Origin of the sequence: Pedobacter glucosidilyticus, assembly GCF_002483235.1 — a bacterium.
Taxonomy (GTDB): Bacteria; Bacteroidota; Bacteroidia; order Sphingobacteriales; family Sphingobacteriaceae; genus Pseudopedobacter; species Pseudopedobacter glucosidilyticum_B.
Map to the genome: position 1 here is coordinate 33,835 of NZ_DLHN01000024.1, position 19,198 is coordinate 53,032.

Below are 19,198 nucleotides of genomic sequence, written 5' to 3' on the forward strand. Positions count from 1 at the left end.
GATGATAAAATTTAAAGGGTAAGATTTAAACCAAACTGAACGGTACGTGGCTGAGGAGGTGTACCATAATCATAACCTTGGATATTTCCTGTTCCTAGGTTAGATTCAGGGTCGGCACCAGTATACTTCGTAAACAGAAGCAAATTATTACCTGTTACATAAAATCTTAATTTATCTATTTTAGCTTTTGCAGTAAGTGTTTTAGGCAGCGTATATCCTAAGGTTAGAGAACGTAACCTTAAAAAAGAAGCATCCTCAAAAAACCTACTGTTTTCTTGTCTGGCATAATTAGCAGCTGTTAATCTAGGTACATCGGTAACTTGTCCTGGGGCTGTCCAACGGTTTAGCTGACTTGCTAACAAAACACGATTAGCATCTAAAGTACCGCCTGTTTCGCCTAACATTCTATTATGGTTCCATAAATTATTTCCGTAAGAAAAGGTGAAGAATACACCTAAATCAAAGGTCTTATAATTAAAGTTATTGGTAATCCCTCCAAATAATTTTGGCCATGTGCTGCCTAATATTTGTCTATCATCAGCTGTAATTCTACCATCCTTATTAAAATCATCAAAAACAGCATCGCCAGTATTTGGGTCTACATAAAGCTGTTTATACAACCAATATGAGTATAACTCTTTTCCTTGTTGTAGCCTTATTAAATCTCTTCCTGCAAAAGGGATATCGGCTGGAATTCTTTCTATCGTATTTTTATTCTGAGCTAGATTTAAATCGGTTTTCCAAGTAAAGTTTTTAATCTTAACGTTGGTAGAATTGATGCCTAACTCGAAACCTTTATTACTAATTTCGCCGAAATTGGTGATGTAAGATGAAAAGCCAGATGTAGCAGGAGTAGCAACCAATAGCAAGGCATCTCTGGTATATTTGTTATAATAGTTAAACTCGATGTTAATTCTATCATTTAACAACCCAATATCAAGTCCAGTGCTAAACTGACTTGTTGTTTCCCATTTTAAATTCGGGTTGGCAATTTGCAAAGGAGCAGTTCCAGGTAATTCAGCACCGCCTAAAGCATCGGCATAGCCAAAACCACCTGTCCATAATCCATTAGAGGCAAAATCATTTATCCCTCCTTGGTTACCAGTTGTTCCATAGCTTACCCTTAATTTTAGATTAGAAAGTGTGCTTAAATCTTTCAAGAAATTTTCTTCATGAATACGCCAAGCACCACCAACAGAAGGGAAATATCCCCATCTGTTATTTTCTCCAAACCTTGATGAACCATCTGCCCTGATGGTAAATTCGAAATAATACTTTCTTTTAAAATTATAATCGGCTCTAGAAAAGAACGATGCTAAAGTACTATTTGTAGTAAACTGAGATGCCGTTTGTATAGCAGCCGATGATATTTGTGTGTAAGAATTATTTGGAAAATTTGTTCCGGTAGCTACTACGTTTTTGATTTCTGCACTTTGTAAGGTATTACCAATTAAAACCCCAAAACTATGCTGATTTAATTGATTACGATAAGAGAGGGTTTGCTCGTTAATAACAGTGGTAGATTGGGTGATACTTTGTGTACCCCTACCTCCACTGGCGCCTAAAATGGTTCTGGTATCCCAATATTCATTCTCTTCATAGTTATTATAATCGGCACCAAATGTAGAACGAAACTTAATTTTTGGTGTGATATCATAATCTAAATAAACATTTCCTACATAGTGATAGCTATTAGACCAAAGATTTACCGTATTTGTTAAAACATCGATGTTATCAAAATTAACCCATCTTAAAGGTGAGCCATCTGCTGCAAAAATGGGTAAATAAGTAGGGATATTAAGAGATGCTTGTAATAGCGTTCCATTACCTCCGTTTGCTGGTCGGGCTTGGTCTCGTTGGCTTTTAGATAAGCTGTTACTTGTACCTATGGTAATTTTATCATTTACTTTTTGATCTAAATTTACTTTAAAACTCGCCCTATCAAAACCCATAGGTTTCCAAATAGATTCTTGATCTGTAAACCCAGCACCTAAATAGTATCTCGTTTTTTCTGAACCACCGTTAATGGATAAATCATAGTTACGTAAATTAGCTGTACGATTTAAATAAGCCATCCTATCAAAAGTGGGTTGCTCTTGAGGTAAACCTCTTCCCGGTACATTATTGATGATTTGATTAACAGGCCTGAATGGTTCTGGTAAACCTGCATTTCTGCTGTATTCATTCACTAAAATTGCATGTTGCTCGCCTGTAGTGGTTTTCCAAACCCTATCAGCCGGAGCCCATCCCAAACCTTCAGAAGCATTAAAAGAGATACTTGGCTTTTGCCTGTAATTACCTCGTTTTGTAGTAACAATAACTACTCCATTAGCCCCTCTAGAACCATAAATAGCTGTTGCTGTGGCATCCTTTAAAATCTCTATACTTTCTATATCAGCCGGATTTAAATCTGCCAAAGGCGATGTTCCTCTATCTTGTGCTATATTTTGAAGACTTACATTATTAACAAATACACCGTCTATCACATAAAGAGGGTCGTTACTGGCATTAATAGAAGTAGCTCCTCTCACCCTGATGAAAATATCAGAACCAGGAACTCCTGTATTACTGCTGATTTGCACTCCGGCTGCTTTACCCTGCAACTGCGCATCAAAACTTACTTCCGGAATAGTCTTAACATCAGCAGGATTAATCTTTGAAACAGAACCTATTAAGTCTTTTCTGTTTTGTGTAGCATATCCAACAACCACAACATCACTCAGTTGTCTTCTATCTTCTTGTAATTCAATGGTTATTGGTGTTGTGGTAGCTACTAATCTTAGTTTCTGATAACCTAGATAACTAATAATAAGTGTTACCGGAAGTTTCTGACCAGTTACAAAATTAAACCTACCCGCTGCATCAGTTTGGGCATTATGGGTAACCCCTTCTAGTTGAACCAACGCCCCTGGCAAAGGCTCTTTAGTTTGAGCATCTACAACCACACCGCTTAAGGTTGCATTTATAAGAGGCTTTGTTTGTACTTGAGCTTTTAAATAACTCGATGTAAATAAAATAAAAAGAGATAATATGATTTTTTTGGACAAAGCTATAACATTAAAAGACTGTATAGCTTTTTCATAATTTTGCATACTTTTACTAAAGTTTAATGAACATTTATGCAGGCGACAACGCCAATTGAGAACCTGCATGATTAAGTTTAAGCTAGGGGGAATATGTTATCATCTTCCCCTTTTTTGTTTTATGTATCAACACATCATCTTACATTTCCTCCTAACATTTTTAAACACCATTTTTTTAATTTCATGATGCAAATATATAACAAATCTAATAATCTACAAATTTTATAGATTATATAGTTAAATAAAAATATCTCAAAAAAACGAGTGTATACAAGTATAATAGCAATTCTAAAATCAGTCTAAAAAACTAATGAATTACACCTTATAAAATCTCTAAATTCTATATCAAAAAGACAAAAAATCTCACTCCAAAATTTGATACAATAATACACTAAGCCCCCTTACTTACCGCTTGCTTACAGCAACCTTACGGCTACCTTACAGCTACCCTACAGAAAGTTTATTTAAAAAAGTGCGTTTCCAGCGTTTAAACGAGGGTCAAAAATCAGTTATTTTGTTAAAAGAATACACTAAGCCCCCCTTTACTCTAAAATTTCTTTAAATAATTTCAGTACTCCTTCTCCTTTATTTTATACTTTGCAATAATTCTTTATAGCAACCTCCAGAATAAAAAAAGGTATCTGCCATAAATACTTAAACACCTAAAGTTTGATGTAAACAAATTTTCTTTATCATCTTCTATTTTAGTAGTTTTATGGCAATAAAAATCAATTTAGTTCAATCCTTTAATTGTATACTCTTGCTCACAAAAAAAACTAAATATGCGGTAAAAGCACTTATTGCTTTAGCCAGAAACGAGGATAACAAACCCATGTTGATTGCAGAAATTGCAAAAAATGAAGGTTTACCCAAAAGATTTTTAGAAGCTATTTTGTTGGATTTAAAACGCGGACAAATTTTAGGGAGCAGAATGGGTGCTGGTGGCGGTTATTTTTTAATGAAGCCAGCATCAGAAATTATGGTATCATCCATTATCAGAATATTAGATGGTCCTATTGCACTATTACCTTGCGTAAGCTTAAATTTTTATCAGCGCTGCGAAGAGTGTAAAGATGAAGTTACTTGCAGTATACGCGAAATGATGCAAAAAGTAAGAGAAGCTACTGTAGGCATCATGGATAATACCAGTGTTGCTGATTTAGTAAGAAGAGAGAAAGAAATGTTAAAAGGTTTATAAAAAGTCCATGGACTATAGTCAATAGTCCATGGACTAAAAAAATTACCTACTATAATTAGGTGCTTCTTTTGTAATCGTAATATCATGAGGGTGTGATTCTCTGATACCTGAAGCTGTAATTTTCACAAATTTTGCTTTTTGTAAAGTCTCGATATCTTTAGCACCGCAATAACCCATACTTGCCCTTAAACCACCCACGTATTGATGCATTACTTCCATCAAAGTTCCTTTATAAGGCACTCGGCCCACAATACCTTCTGGTACTAACTTCTTAATATCATCTTCCACATCTTGGAAATACCTGTCTTTAGAACCTTGTTCCATAGCCTCAACAGAACCCATACCACGGTAAGATTTAAACTTACGTCCTTCGTAAATGATGGTTTCGCCTGGCGATTCTTCTACCCCTGCAAATAAAGACCCGGCCATAATAGAACCCGCTCCTGCTGCAATGGCTTTGGCTATATCTCCAGTATGTTTGATACCACCATCTGCGATAACAGGAACACCAGTTCCCGCTAGACCTTTTGCTGCCTCGTAAACGGCATATAATTGTGGTACACCCACCCCAGCAATAATTCTGGTGGTACAAATAGAACCCGGCCCAATACCAACTTTTACAGCATCGGCACCAGCATCAGCTAAAGCTTTAGCGCCTTCTGCGGTAGCCACATTACCTGCTATAATTTGTAAATCGGGAAAAACAGCTTTAACTTCCTTTAATTTATCGATAACACCTTTAGAGTGGCCATGAGCTGTATCAATCGCAATAACATCAACACCAGATTTCACAAGGGCTCTAACACGGTCTAAAGCATCAGGCGTAACACCTACTGCTGCACCTACACGTAAACGGCCATGCTCATCTTTACAAGCTTTAGGGAAATTTTTAAATTTTTGGATGTCTTTGAAAGTGATTAGTCCGCTTAGTTTACCATCTTTACTAATAACCGGAAGCTTCTCAATTTTATAATCTTGCAAAATGATTTCGGCCTGCCCCAAAGTTGTACCTTCTGGCGCTGTTACTAGATTATCTTTTGTCATCACTTCTGTAATGTTACGATTCATGTCTTTCTGGAAGCGTAAATCGCGATTGGTGATGATACCTACCAAAACATTATCAACAGAAACTACCGGAATACCACCAATCTGATATTCTTTCATAATTTTAAAAGCATCTGCAACTTTAGCATCTTCTTGTAAAGTAACAGGGTCTTGTATCATCCCACTTTCTGATCTTTTAACCTTACGCACTTCATCAGCCTGAGCTTCAATACTCATGTTTTTGTGTAGAATACCAATTCCCCCTGCCTGTGCTATAGCAATAGCAAGGTTAGCGTCTGTAACGGTATCCATAGCCGCAGAAACAATAGGAACATTAAGCTTTATTTTTTTGGTGAGGTAGGTTGAGGTATCAACTTCACGTGGTAAAACTTCTGAATAAGCCGGTACCAAAAGTACATCATCATAGGTTAAACCTTCGGCTAAAAATTTATGTGGATCTAATTGCATAGCAAATAAATTAGGGTGCTTTATTTGCCGCACAAAGGTAGATTATTTTTTTGGGATTGGAAGAAATAATTTAACTAAAGGTGATTAAATGAATCATCACCTTTAGTTAGGTACCTAAACCTTCCCCACAATTACCTTATAAAATTGGTCAAAATCCCAATATTTATTGGCTAGCTCTAATAATTGTGAAGCATTTATGGTTTTAATGGTATTGATATAATTGGTGTAATACGTGTAATCCTGATTGAAGAAGTAAATATTCTTAAACTTATCAGCATGTGAAAAAGCATTCTCTAAGCTGCCTAATAGACTTCCTAAAAGATAATTTTTAACCAAGGCTAGTTCTTCCTCTCCTATCAACTCGGTTTTAAGTATATTAATTTCCTTTTCTATTTGCACCAAAGTATCAGCACAAACATCAGTACCTACCTCAGAAGCTATAAAAAAGTATCCGGCTTGTTCTAACGATACATTTGCAGAGCCTATTCCGTAGGTATAACCTTTATCTTCTCTGATATTAGCCATCAATCTGCTACCAAAATATCCTCCTAAAACCGTGTTTAGCACTTGCAAAGCCGGAAAATCTTTATGCTTTCTGTTGATAGAAGGTATCCCGATTCTTATAGCTGATTGTAAAGCTTGTGCTTTTTCTATATAATGATATTTCTCATCAGCAGCTTTAAACTCAACCGTGTTAGGTTTAAAAGTAATCTCGCTTTTCCAATCACCAAAAAGGCTATCCAAAAGTGTTAAAATATCATCATTTACTTTACCAGAAACCAATATGGTGCAATTTGCAGGATGATAAATTTGCTCAAAATGCACTCTTAAATCTGCTTGATTTAAAGCATCATAATCCTCCAAATTTGATGAAAAACCATAAATGGTATCGCCAAAAATAGCCTTGCTAAACTGTCTTCTTGCTAAAAAATCGTTCTTTTCTAAGCTTACTTTTAACTTTTGCTTTTGGTTATTGATAAAAGTATTCACTTCCTTTTCAGGATAAACAGAATCTGTTAAGACTTCTTTAATAATCGGTAAGGTATTAGATAAATGCTTATTTAAAGAATACAGTACAACTGCAGAGCGGTCTAAGCCAAATTCCGTTTGAAAAAACGCTCCATAATAATCTATTTTATTAGCAATCTCTGCTCCGCTTAAATTACTGGTACCATCATTTAACATGGTATTAGCAGCTAATGATAAAAGTGGTTTTTGAATATCCCAATTAACATTTTTAAAAATAAACTCTATCCTTACCAATTCTTGCTCACCAGCATTGATGATGAAAACAGGAATCTCATTAGCTAATTGATGTTTGCTGGCTTGTATAAAATTTATATCCTCAATATTTTTAAACTGAGGTGCTGTGGTTCTATCTAACATGGTGCTTTATTTAGCTAAATAATATAACGTAGTGGCTTGTTCTTTGGTAAACAATTGCTGTGCTTGCTCTTGGATATGTGCTGCAGTAACACCTAAATACTTATCAACTTCGGCGTTAAAAAGTGAAGCATCTCCCATCAATTCATAAAAAGCAATATTCATGGCTCGGTCTAACAAACTCATTTCAGAGAAAGTTAAGGTAGACTCAAACTTATTTTTCACTTTAGTTAATTCATCATCATTAACTAATTGATTTTTAAGTTGCTCTAACTCTGCCCAGATAGCTTCATCAGCAGTTTCTACACCGATACCTGGGTTTAATCTACCCTCTACAATGAACATACCCGTATCCAAACTTCCATAATTATAAGCGTTAACATCACTAAACAGCTGTTGTTCTTTAACCAGATTACGGTATAATCTGGATGATTTTCCTTGCGATAAAATATCAGAAATTAAATCTATAGCAGGGTAACGTTCATCCATTTTTCCCGGCATTTTAAAGACTTTATAAATAGCATTTAAAGGAACATCAGCAAAAACAGTTTCTTTAACTTCTGCTAATTGCTTAGGTTCTTCTGGCAAGTTTCTCAAGTATTTTTCTCCTGCTGGGATGGGCCCAAACCATTTCTCTGCCAGCTCTTTAACTTTTGCTTTATCAACTGCACCACCTACTACCAAAATTGCATTTTGTGGGTTATAATGCTTTTTGAAAAAAGCTTTCACATCAGCCATTTCTGCATTTTCTATATGAGATAGCTCTTTACCTATCGTTGGCCATTGGTACGAGTGTTTTTTATATACCAACGGACGCAGTTTCAACCAAACATCGCCATAAGGTTGATTTAAATAACGCTGTTTAAACTCCTCGCAAACTACATTTTTTTGCACCTCTAAGCTTTTTTCAGAAAATGCCAAACTCAGCATCCTATCTGATTCTAGCCAAAAAGCGGTTTCTAAATTTACAGCTGGCAAAGTAATGTAGTAGTTGGTGATATCGTTACTGGTAAAGGCGTTGTTTTCGCCTCCAACACGCTGCAAAGGCTCATCATAAGAAGGTATATGAATAGAACCGCCAAACATCAAATGCTCAAATAAATGGGCAAAACCCGTTTTATCCGGATGCTCATCCCTAGCTCCTACATCATATAAAATATTTAAAACAGCCATAGGTGTGGTATGGTCTTCATGTACCAAAACTTTTAAACCGTTTTCTAAAGTAAATCGCTCAAAATGAATCATAAAAGAATTTATAAACAAACAGCAAAATTGTGTATATCTGGTGGATTTGTTGTCAAGACATAGTCAACAAAGTTTAAACTTAATGATTTCTAAAACAAATCAAACTGAATAAAGTATTTTTGTATATGAATGTTGCTGAATTATTAAGCAGAGCGTTAAACTTTGAGTTTTTATCGCTACAGGAAGGGGTTTACTTATATCATCATGCAAGCACTCCAGAGCTCATGTATGTAGCTAACGAACTAAGAAAAAAACAAGTTCCGCATGGCAAAGTTACCTGGCAAATAGACCGTAATGTTAACACCACCAATGTTTGCATTGCCAATTGTAAGTTTTGTAACTTTTTTAGAAGACCAGGCCACGAGGAAAGTTATATCACCGATATAGAAACCTACAAAATAAAGATAGAGGAAACTTTTCGCTTAGGCGGAGATCAGTTACTGCTTCAAGGAGGGCATCATCCTGATTTGGGTTTACAATTTTATGCTGATTTATTTAAGCAATTGAAAGAACTGTATCCTACATTAAGATTACATGCTTTAGGTCCCCCAGAAATTGCCCATGTTGCTAAACTAGAAAGCATGAGCCATTATGATGTGCTAAAAGTTTTAAAAGAATCCGGCTTAGATTCTCTACCGGGTGCTGGTGCAGAGATTTTAAATGATAGGGTAAGACGCTTAATCTCTAAAGGTAAATGTGGTGGCCAAGAATGGCTGGATGTGATGCGAGCCGCTCATAAACTAAACATTGCAACATCTGCAACCATGATGTTTGGCCACATAGAAACGATAGAAGAACGTTTTGAACATTTGGTTTGGATAAGAGAAGTGCAAGCAGAAAAACCCGAAGGACATTATGGTTTTACCGCTTTTATTCCATGGCCTTTTCAGGATGATGGTACCTTGCTTAAAAAAATCAGAGGTATTACCAATGATGTTACTGGCGATGAATACATCAGAATGATAGCTTTATGCAGAATTATGCTGCCTAATATTAAAAACATTCAAGCATCATGGTTAACCGTAGGCAAACAAGTTGCTCAATTATGCTTACATGCAGGTGCTAACGATTTTGGCTCTATCATGATAGAAGAAAACGTTGTAAGTGCTGCTGGTGCTCCACATAGGTTTACATCAAATGGCATTAAAGAAGCTATTAAAGAAGCTGGTTTTGAGCCACAACTAAGAAATCAGTTATATGAATGGAGAACGGAGGAAAAAGATTTCCTTCAGCAAGAAATTAACTATTAATTTTATTTTTCTTTGTAGCCCATGAGTATGACAGAAAAATATATCGAAGCACTTATTTTCGCCTCTGATACCAGCATCCGCTTAGAAGAGATTTTGGCTTGTTTGCAAATAACTTTACAAGAAGATATTAGCGATGCAGAAGTACTTACTCATATCAATAATATTCAGAATAGATATGCTCAAGAAGAATCTGCTATTGAGCTAGCTAAAACAGGCGGTGGTTACCAATTTCTAACAAAAAAAGAAACGCAACCAATTTTACAACAACTTTATATACAACGTTCTAAGAAAAAGCTAAGTCAGGCAGCTTTAGAAACCTTAGCAATCATCGCCTACAGACAACCTATAACCAAACTAGAAATAGAACAAATAAGAGGAGTAAGCTGCGATTATACCATCCAAAAATTATTAGAAAAAGATTTTATTACCATAGCAGGCAAAGCTAATAGCCCGGGCAGACCACTGTTGTACAACCTAAGTACTTATTTCTTAGACTATTTCGGTATAAACTCTGTATTAGACCTACCACAGTTGAAAGATTTAGAAAGTACAGAATCCTCAGAAATAGGAGAAAAAAATGAATAATTTATGCTTTTGATTTTTTGGAATTAGAATTTCCTTCTATTTTTGAGCTACAGTTTGGCAACAAAAACAAAAAAATTATTGTTTAAATATTTATAAAATCTTATTAACTTTAATAGAGCTAAGAGTAAAATTTAAATTCATGAAAACTCCTAAAAAACCATTATCAAAGAACAGTGAGAATCCAGGCATAGAAAAACCTGAAGATGCTAAAGCAAACAACAAATTCATGGATGAAGAAGAAGATGAGTTTGACCTTCCTATAGATGATTTGGGAGGAATAGACGATTTTAATGATTTTGATGACGATGACGATTTTTAATCCTCATTAATTAAATATTTCTATAAGCATTTCTATATGGAATGCTTTTTTTATTTCTGCTTAATATTTCATAATGCTAATAAAAGAGGTAAGCTCTATAAAAGATAAACAACAGTTTTTAAACGTTGCAAAGGCTATTTACAAAGATGATGAACATTGGGTTTGCCCATTAGACCAGGATATTGAAGCAGTATTTGATGCTAAGAAAAACAATTTCCATAACCATGGTAAAGTTATCCGTTGGCTTTTATATGATGATAACCAAACTTGTATTGGCAGAATAGCAGCTTTTATAAATGATAAAAAAGCCTATACTTTTGAACAAGCAACTGGAGGTATAGGATTTATAGAATGTATTGATAATCCAGAAGCTTTTAAACTATTGTTTGATACTGCTCAAAATTGGTTAAAAAACAATGGCATGGAAGCTATGGATGGCCCTATCAATTTTGGTGAAAATGATAATTTTTGGGGCTTATTGATAGAAGGATTCTCACATCCATCTTATGGCATGAATTACCATAAACCATATTACAAAAAGCATTTTGAAGATTATGGTTTTAAAACAATTTATGAACAAATCACCAATCATTTAGCCGTAAAAAAACCTTTTCCAGAGCGCTTTACAAAAATTGCAAATTGGGTTGCAAAAAAAGATGGTTACAGCTTTAAGCATTTAGATACCAAAAACTTTGAAAAGTTTGCATCAGATTTTATGGAAATTTATAATGATGCCTGGAAAAATTTCCCTAACTTTTCTCCCATCAAATACGAAACAGTTCTGGAAAGTTTCAATAAAATGAAATTAATTATGGACCCTAAACTGATTTGGTTTGCTTATGTTAATGATGAACCAGCCTCTTTTGTGGTTATTTTACCAGATGCTAATCTCATGATTAAGCCCCTTAAAGGTAAATTAGGACTCATAGAAAAACTTAAATTTCTTTATTATAAAACAAAAGGGGTAAACAGAATGAGAGCTATTGTAATGGGAACAAAAGAAAAATTCCAGAAACATGGATTAGAATCAGCTCTTTTTATAAAATTGAAAGAATATGTTTTACCATTAAACCAGTATGATGAGTTAGAACTATCATGGGTAGGAGATTTTAACGATAAAATGTTGGCTATCCATGAAGCTACCGGAGCTACATTTGGTAAAAGACACGCCACAATGAGATTTAAATTCCCATAAAAAAACAGAGAGGGCTTAATTGCCCTCTCTATAAATTTTATGCAAAAGATTTCATATTTCTAATCTCCTCATAAAGCTCTATTACTTTTTTCTGAAGATCGATAACTTCCGATTCTCTTTCTTGCAGCTTTTTAGTAATCATTTCAAGATCAGATGCGTACTTTAATTCCTGCTCCGGATCATTGTAAGTTAATAACTGAACCACAGTCATATCAAATAAAGCAGATATTTGCTCTAGTCTTGATAAATTTACATCTGTAATTCCTGTTTCAATTTTTGAAAAAGCAGGAATAGAAATATCTAATTGCTTAGAAACATCTTCCTGGCTCCACCCTTTTTGGTGTCTTAATAATCTGATTTTTTTTCCTAATAACTTCATCTTTAACCTTACTAAAAAACTTTTTTAACCTTTAAATTTATTAAAAATTTGACAGGTGTCAAAAATAATATAAAAATTAATTGTATAGCAATTTTTTTGCTAATGTAACTAAATCAATACCTCCAAAATTACCTGAGCTCATTAACAATAAATTAGCATCTCTTAACTCAAACGTTAACAAGTAGGCTTTTATTTTTTCAGGCTGATTAAAAAACTTTATATCTTTTGATTTAAAAGCATCAAAGATTTCTTGTTCTGTAAAAGCCTCCATACCTTTTTGTTTTAACACTTTGTCATCTATTAAGACTATTGCCTCATCCGCATGGTTTAATGTATACGCATATTCATTTAAAAAGTTTCTGTTTAAACTAGAAAAAGTATGTAATTCTATACATGCAATTAATTTTCTTTCTGGATATTGTTGTTTTACAGCCTCAACAGTAGCTTTAAGCTTAGATGGCGAATGGGCAAAATCTTTATAAATTACTGCATCATCATTTTCTGCTAGCTTTTCTAATCTTCTAGCTGCTCCTTTAAAAGATTTTATGGCCTCATAAAATTCCTTTTCATTAATTCCAGCTTCTAAACATGCTAATTTAGCCGCGTTTAAATTCATTAAATTATGCGCACCAAATATTTCTAAGGGTAACTGCTCTTTCTCACTATCCAACAGAAATGTTTTCCCAAATTTTATGATAGCTTCATGCGCCACATAAGGAAGAATTTTTAAAGATTTGATATTGCTATAATTATTTACCAAAGCTTTAAGAGCTGCATCATCTTCACAATAAATTAAGGTTCCATCAGGCTCTATCGTATCTATAAACTTCGTAAACTGCTCCTTATAATTCTCAAAAGTGGGAAACACATTGATATGATCCCAGGCTACACCGCTGATTATACCCACATGCGCTTTATACAAATGAAACTTTGGTCTTCTATCAATAGGTGATGCTAAATACTCATCTCCCTCAATAATGATCAATGGAGCATCAGATAAACCAACCATATTATCAAAACCTTCTATTTGTGCACCTACCAGATAATCAAAATCTTTTTTATGGTACTTTAATACATGAAGAATCATGGAGGTTATGGTTGTTTTACCATGACTGCCACCAACTACAATACGCTTCTTCTGTTTTGATTGCTCATAAATATATTCAGGATAAGAATAAATAGGAATGTTTAAGGCCTGAGCTTTCAAAAGTTCAGGATTATCTGCTTTAGCATGCATCCCTAAAATAACAGCGTCAAGATCAGCGCTAATATTCGTTTCATGCCAACCTTCTGCCACGGGTAACAAACCATGTTTCGCTAATCTGGATTTTGATGGTTCAAAAACAACATCATCAGAACCTGTAACCTTAAATCCTTTTAAATGTAGTGCAATAGCCAAATTATGCATAGCAGCACCCCCAATGGCGATAAAATGTACTCTCAAAATTTTTTATTTTATAAATTTAGCTGAAACCCAATTATTTAACTCCTTATGCGAAATAAATTTCAAATCATACTTTCTAGCTTCGTCAACAATGATTTCTAAATCTGGTTCCTGATAAAAACCACTCATAAACAACTCTCCACCTGCTTTTAACGCAGTAGCATAGCGCTCTATTTGGTCTAGCAGAATATTTCTATTGATGTTAGCCAAAATAACATCATAAGTTTTGTTTGGAATAACCTCTTTAGAACCACAAATGGCCGTAAGATTTTGAATATCATTTAAGACAGCATTTTCTAAAGCACTATCATAACTCAATTCATCGTAATCTATAGCGTCTACTTCTTTTGCACCTAGTTTAGAAGCCAGAATAGCCAAAATACCCGTACCGCAACCCATATCTAAAACAGTTTTATCTTTCAACTCCGTTTCTAATAACCATTCTAACATTAAAACTGTAGTTTGATGATGCCCAGTACCAAAAGCCATTTTTGGGTCTATCACAATCTCATAAGCAAAATGCGGCTTAGGCTCATGAAAAGTTGCTCTAATGTAAATCTGATCTTTTAATTCTATCGGAGAAAAATTGCTTTCCCACACTTCATTCCAGTTCTTCTGAGGAATAAGATTGATTTCATAATTAAAAGTAAACATTTCATGGTAAGCCTTTAAAGCCTGATCTATTTGCTCTTTATTAAAATCTACCGATTTTATGTAAGCTTTAAAGCCTAAATCTGTTTCTTCAAAAGTATCAAAACCTATTCCTGCAAGCTCATTAATCAGTAAATCTTGATGAAAATCTTCGGCAGAAATAAGGGTAAATACCAATTCGTAATAGTTCATGATGATGAGTTTATGGCAAAAAAAAACTTACAGCTATTGATAAATATACTGTAAGTTTTGAAATTTTAAGATGAAGATTATTGATTGAAAACTTTTACGATATCTAAAAAATCTCTGGATTTTAATGATGCCCCTCCAATTAAACCACCATCAATATCTGTTTGGGAGAATAATTCAGCCGCATTTTTAGGATTACAACTGCCACCGTACAAAATGGTGGTTGCCTCTGCAATAGCTTCACCATATTTAGCAGCTATTTCTTTTCTAATAAAAGCATGGACTTCTTGTGCTTGTTCAGAAGAAGCTGTAACACCTGTACCGATAGCCCAAACAGGCTCGTAAGCAATCACTAATTTAGAAAAATCTGCTGCTGATAAATGGAAAGTTGCTTCCGCTAACTGTGATTTAATGATATCGAAATGCTTACCACTCTCGCGTTCTTCTAAAGTCTCTCCTATACAAAATATAGGTTTTATGTTGTTCTTTAATGCGATATCAGTCTTCTTAGCTAAAAGCGCATTATCCTCACCAAAATACTGTCTGCGTTCTGAGTGACCTAAAATCACATACTGAACGCCTATAGATGTAAGCATACCAGCAGAAATTTCTCCTGTATAAGCCCCAGACTCTTCCTGATGACAGTTTTGAGCACCAACAGCAACCTTTTGATTACCCTTACCTAAAGCTACTAAGCTATGTAAATGGATATAAGGTGCGCAAACAACAACCTCTTGCTGACCTTGTACCTCGTCATTTACCATATTTACTACCTCAGAAAATAAACTCATTCCTTCGGTATAATCTTTATTCATTTTCCAGTTTCCTGCAACTATTTTTTTTCTCATGTTAAAATCTTCTGTATGCTTCTGTATAATTGAAAATATGTGTTAATATATCCTTTTCAACATCATTAAAGATGTGATCTCTTCTTTTAAAAACTTCCTCTGCGGTAATAAACATTTTTTTTAATTGATAAACCTCAAAACCATGTGCACCACCCCAGGCAAAATCCGGCACAAAGTTTCTAGGGAAACCCGCACCAAATACATTAGCACTAACACCCACTACAGTTCCTGTATTAAACATGGTATTGATACCGCATTTGGAATGGTCTGCCATGATTAAGCCGCAAAATTGCAAACCAGTTTTTCTAAATCTTTGGCTGTTATAATCCCATAGTTTTACCTCGTCGTAATTATTTTTGAGATTAGAGTTATTAGAATCCGCACCTATGTTACACCACTCTCCTACAACAGCATTTCCTAAATAACCATCATGCCCTTTTGATGAGCGCCCCCAGATAACAGCATTATTAATTTCTCCACCAACTCTACAATAAGGACCAATAGTTGTACCTCCGTATATTTTACCTCCCATTTTTACCTGAGAATCATGACAAAGGGCAAAACTACCTCTTATATGTGTACCTTCCCAAACCTGCGCATTTTTACCCAAATATATAGGCCCATTTTTAGTATTAAATGAAGAGCATTCTGCTTCCACACCTTCTTCAACAAAAATATGCTCACCTATAATGGTATTGGTACTACTTAAAGTAGCCGATGTTCTGTTTTTGGTTAACAAATCAAAATCAGCACTGATTTCCTGGGCATTATATTTAAAAATATCCTCAGGATAAACCAATTTAGTAAAAGTACTTTCAAAATTTACCCGAGCGTATTTGCCTAAATCATGAAGATTAAAAGCTTTTGCATCAGTATCAGCTAATTTAATAGCAATAACAACATGGTCTTTTACTAAAAGCTCTGCCTCTTTTAAAGCATCAATGGCTTCTAACAAAGATTTATTTGGAAGAACAGAACCATTAATAAAAATATTTTGTGCTTGAATTAGAGTTGGATATTTGATCTGAAGATAATCTTTGGTTAAGTAAGATGATTCTTGTTGTAGATAATGCTCCCATTTTTTTGAAATGGTGAGTATACCAATTCTAAGGTCTGCTACTGGGCGGGTAAATGTCAAAGGGAATAAACTTTCCCTGGATTGATCATCAAATAGAATGACTGCCATGCTGCAAAAAAACAAAAAAGTCCCGACAAATTAGCCGGGACTTTATAAAAAATATCTTTTTTATAAAATTATTTTTTTGCGTAACGATTTTTGAATTTATCAATACGTCCGGCAGTATCTACCAACTTCATTTTACCAGTGTAAAAAGGGTGTGAAGTATGAGAAATCTCTAATTTTACTAGAGGATACTCATTACCGTCTTCCCATTTAACGGTTTCGTTTGTATTGATACAAGATTTAGTTAAGAAAGCATATTCGTTAGACATATCTTTAAAAACAACTAATCTGTAGTTTGATGGATGCAAATCTTTTTTCATTATATTTCAGTTCCTTTCAGTCCCATTTTTAAGAGGGGCAAATATATTAATTTATTATCTGAAAAATCAAATGAATTCTACTTTTTTTTGAATTACCCTATTTGCTGGCAAATTTCTATCAAAACACCCTTAGTATTTTTAGGATGTAAGAAGGCAATCCATTTATCATCAGCACCTTTTCTGGGTTCAGGATTAATCAGTTCATAACCTAAAGCTTGCAGTCTTTTAATCTCTTCAAAAATATCATCAACTTCAAAAGCCAAATGATGCACCCCCTCCCCTTTCTTATTTATGAATTTAGCAATAGCACTTTCATCACTTAATGCTTCCAAGAGTTCAATTTTACTTTCTCCGGCTTGTAAAAAAACAGTTCTCACTTGTTGTTCTGGCACATCTTCCTCTTTGTAAACTTTCGTATTCATGACAGCTTCAAAAACCGGGATAGCATCTTTCAAATTCCGTACTGCAATACCTACGTGGTCTAATTTCTTCATACTCAAAATTGCATTTTTATGACTAATTTACCTATAGCTATATAGACAATATATATACCCTCTCCAAAACTTTTTTCTTATCTTTGTTGTTGATTTAAAATAATTCTAAATAATACACAAGATGTTAACTACACCTATATATCTAGATAATAATGCAACAACGCCGATGGACCCTAGGGTACTAGAAGCGATGCTACCTTATTTTACTCAAAAATTTGGAAATGCTGCCAGCAGAAACCATCCATTTGGTTGGGTTGCAGAAGAGGCTGTTGATTATGCTCGTGAACAAGTTGCAAAATTGATTGGTGCCTCAGAAAAAGAAATCATTTTCACTTCTGGTGCTACAGAGTCTGACAACTTAGCCATCAAAGGCGTTTACGAAATGTATAAAGATAAGGGTAATCATATCATTACTTTAACAACAGAACACAAAGCTGTTTTAGATACCTGTAAACATTTAGAAAAACTAGGCGCTCAGGTTACTTACCTTGAAGTAGAGTCTGATGGTTTAGTTGACTTACAAAAATTAGAGGCTGCCATGACTCCGCAAACCATCTTAGTTTCTGTGATGTACGGAAATAACGAAATTGGTGTTATCCAACCTATAAAAGAAATATCTGCTATAGCACACAAACACGGAGCCTTATTTTTTTCTGATGCTACACAAGCAGTAGGTAAAATACCTGTTAATGTAAATGAAGATGGTATTGATTTGATGGCTTTTACAGGTCATAAAATGTACGGCCCAAAAGGTGTTGGTGCACTCTACGTAAGAAGAAAAAATCCAAGAGTTAAGGTAACATCTCAAATGGATGGCGGTGGCCATGAAAGAGGTATGCGTTCTGGTACATTAAATGTTCCTGGTATTGTGGGCTTTGGTAAAGCTTGCGAACTTTGCCAGTTAGAAATGGAACAAGACGCTAAAAGACTTTCTGCTTTAAGAGATAAACTAGAAAATAGTTTATTAGAATTAGAAGAGTCTTACGTTAATGGTAACAAAGCAAACAGATTGCCACACACAACCAACATCTCTTTCAAATACGTTGAAGGAGAAGGTTTGATGATGGCCATGAAAGATATGGCAGTTTCTTCTGGTTCTGCTTGTACATCAGCATCTTTAGAACCTTCTTATGTATTAAAAAATCTTGGTTTATCTGATGATTTAGCACACTCTTCTATCAGATTTGGATTAGGACGCTTTACAACAGAAGAAGAAGTTGATTTTGCAATAGAAAATACTAAGAAAGCTGTTAACCACTTAAGAGAACTTTCTCCGCTTTGGGAAATGTTTAAAGAAGGAATAGACTTAGATTCTATTGAATGGGCAGAACATTAATCTTAATTACGAATAAATGAATTACGATTTTAGATTTTCACTTATGAAACCTAAAATTAGATTAACATAAAAATGTAAACACTGATTTACGGCTCTAGATTGAAAGTCGTAAATCTTAAATCTTAAATAAAATGGCATATTCAGATAAAGTAATCGACCACTACAGTAACCCAAGAAACGTGGGTACTTTGGATAAAAGTAAAAAAAATGTGGGTACAGGTTTAGTTGGTGCACCAGAGTGTGGCGACGTTATGCGCTTACAGATTGAAGTTGATGAAAACAATATCATTACCGATGCAAAGTTTAAAACTTTTGGTTGTGGTTCTGCAATTGCTTCTTCTTCTTTAGCTACAGAGTGGTTAAAAGGTAAATCTATTGATGATGCTATCACTATTGATAACATGGATATTGTAGAAGAACTTGCTTTACCTCCGGTAAAAATTCACTGCTCAGTTTTAGCAGAAGATGCAATCAAGTCTGCAATCAATGATTACAGAGTTAAAAATGGTTTACCAGCTTTAGAGTTGGAAAAATCACATCATTAATTTGTATTGCGTTTAACGTATTGCGTAATGAGACTTCGC

General features: G+C 34.5%; 18 protein-coding genes. 7 read left to right on the forward strand and 11 right to left on the reverse strand.

Annotation, left to right across the window (positions count from 1 at the left end):
• Positions 1 to 11: 11 nt before the first annotated feature.
• Complete coding sequence (locus B2745_RS09500; protein WP_304065777.1) at positions 12 to 3,092, reverse strand: SusC/RagA family TonB-linked outer membrane protein; 3,081 nt, start codon at positions 3,090 to 3,092, stop codon at positions 12 to 14.
• Between the two features lie 751 nt (positions 3,093 to 3,843).
• On the opposite strand from B2745_RS09500, the gene B2745_RS09505 reads away from it, so the two are divergent.
• Positions 3,844 to 4,281, forward strand: coding sequence for an RrF2 family transcriptional regulator (locus B2745_RS09505; protein WP_304065780.1), 438 nt, complete (start codon positions 3,844 to 3,846; stop codon positions 4,279 to 4,281).
• 42 nt (positions 4,282 to 4,323) lie between these two features.
• On the opposite strand, the gene guaB is transcribed toward B2745_RS09505, so the two are convergent.
• The 3 genes from guaB to B2745_RS09520 form a co-directional block, all read right to left on the reverse strand.
• On the reverse strand, positions 4,324 to 5,793 hold the full coding sequence (gene guaB / locus B2745_RS09510; protein ID WP_304065783.1) for an IMP dehydrogenase: 1,470 nt from the start codon (positions 5,791 to 5,793) through the stop codon (positions 4,324 to 4,326).
• Between the two features lie 114 nt (positions 5,794 to 5,907).
• Positions 5,908 to 7,179 (reverse strand): M16 family metallopeptidase, encoded by a 1,272-nt coding sequence (locus tag B2745_RS09515; RefSeq protein WP_304065785.1) that lies wholly within the window; start codon positions 7,177 to 7,179, stop codon positions 5,908 to 5,910.
• 6 nt (positions 7,180 to 7,185) lie between these two features.
• Complete coding sequence (locus B2745_RS09520; protein ID WP_304065788.1) at positions 7,186 to 8,421, reverse strand: M16 family metallopeptidase; 1,236 nt, start codon at positions 8,419 to 8,421, stop codon at positions 7,186 to 7,188.
• 125 nt (positions 8,422 to 8,546) lie between these two features.
• Between B2745_RS09520 and B2745_RS09525 the strand changes: the two genes are divergently transcribed.
• The 4 genes from B2745_RS09525 to B2745_RS09540 all read left to right on the forward strand — a co-directional run bounded on the left by B2745_RS09525 (position 8,547) and on the right by B2745_RS09540 (position 11,770).
• A complete protein-coding gene (locus B2745_RS09525) occupies positions 8,547 to 9,671 on the forward strand; it encodes a CofH family radical SAM protein (protein ID WP_304065791.1) in 1,125 nt (374 codons plus the stop codon).
• A gap of 21 nt (positions 9,672 to 9,692) precedes the next feature.
• Complete coding sequence (gene scpB, locus B2745_RS09530) at positions 9,693 to 10,256, forward strand: SMC-Scp complex subunit ScpB (protein ID WP_304065794.1); 564 nt, start codon at positions 9,693 to 9,695, stop codon at positions 10,254 to 10,256.
• Positions 10,257 to 10,395: 139 nt separating this feature from the next.
• Positions 10,396 to 10,575, forward strand: coding sequence for a hypothetical protein (locus B2745_RS09535; protein ID WP_026903664.1), 180 nt, complete (start codon positions 10,396 to 10,398; stop codon positions 10,573 to 10,575).
• Between the two features lie 73 nt (positions 10,576 to 10,648).
• Entirely contained in the window at positions 10,649 to 11,770 is a 1,122-nt protein-coding gene (locus tag B2745_RS09540; protein ID WP_304065797.1) for a GNAT family N-acetyltransferase, read from the forward strand.
• Positions 11,771 to 11,807: 37 nt separating this feature from the next.
• Here the strand turns inward: B2745_RS09540 and B2745_RS09545 are convergent, their stop codons facing one another.
• The 7 genes from B2745_RS09545 to mce form a co-directional block, all read right to left on the reverse strand.
• Positions 11,808 to 12,149: a helix-turn-helix domain-containing protein gene (locus tag B2745_RS09545; protein ID WP_026903662.1), complete on the reverse strand. Its 342-nt coding sequence runs from the start codon at positions 12,147 to 12,149 to the stop codon at positions 11,808 to 11,810.
• A gap of 76 nt (positions 12,150 to 12,225) precedes the next feature.
• On the reverse strand, positions 12,226 to 13,593 hold the full coding sequence (locus B2745_RS09550) for a UDP-N-acetylmuramate--L-alanine ligase (protein WP_304065799.1): 1,368 nt from the start codon (positions 13,591 to 13,593) through the stop codon (positions 12,226 to 12,228).
• A 6-nt stretch (positions 13,594 to 13,599) separates the two neighbouring features.
• Positions 13,600 to 14,436, reverse strand: coding sequence for a 50S ribosomal protein L11 methyltransferase (prmA, locus tag B2745_RS09555; protein ID WP_304065801.1), 837 nt, complete (start codon positions 14,434 to 14,436; stop codon positions 13,600 to 13,602).
• A gap of 77 nt (positions 14,437 to 14,513) precedes the next feature.
• Entirely contained in the window at positions 14,514 to 15,281 is a 768-nt protein-coding gene (gene tpiA, locus B2745_RS09560) for a triose-phosphate isomerase (protein ID WP_304065803.1), read from the reverse strand.
• 1 nt (position 15,282) lies between these two features.
• The gene (locus B2745_RS09565) at positions 15,283 to 16,467 is read right to left on the reverse strand and encodes a GlmU family protein (protein WP_304065805.1); all 1,185 of its coding nucleotides are present in this window, start codon (positions 16,465 to 16,467) and stop codon (positions 15,283 to 15,285) included.
• Between the two features lie 68 nt (positions 16,468 to 16,535).
• Positions 16,536 to 16,784, reverse strand: coding sequence for a type B 50S ribosomal protein L31 (locus tag B2745_RS09570; RefSeq protein ID WP_026903657.1), 249 nt, complete (start codon positions 16,782 to 16,784; stop codon positions 16,536 to 16,538).
• Positions 16,785 to 16,876: 92 nt separating this feature from the next.
• Positions 16,877 to 17,278, reverse strand: a complete 402-nt coding sequence (gene mce, locus B2745_RS09575) for a methylmalonyl-CoA epimerase (RefSeq protein ID WP_304065807.1) — start codon at positions 17,276 to 17,278, stop codon at positions 16,877 to 16,879.
• A gap of 121 nt (positions 17,279 to 17,399) precedes the next feature.
• On the opposite strand from mce, the gene B2745_RS09580 reads away from it, so the two are divergent.
• Together B2745_RS09580 and iscU are read left to right on the forward strand one after the other, a co-directional pair.
• Positions 17,400 to 18,614 (forward strand): IscS subfamily cysteine desulfurase, encoded by a 1,215-nt coding sequence (locus B2745_RS09580; RefSeq protein WP_304065810.1) that lies wholly within the window; start codon positions 17,400 to 17,402, stop codon positions 18,612 to 18,614.
• Between the two features lie 131 nt (positions 18,615 to 18,745).
• Entirely contained in the window at positions 18,746 to 19,159 is a 414-nt protein-coding gene (gene iscU / locus B2745_RS09585; RefSeq protein ID WP_026903654.1) for a Fe-S cluster assembly scaffold IscU, read from the forward strand.
• The last annotated feature ends 39 nt before the right edge of the window (positions 19,160 to 19,198 follow it).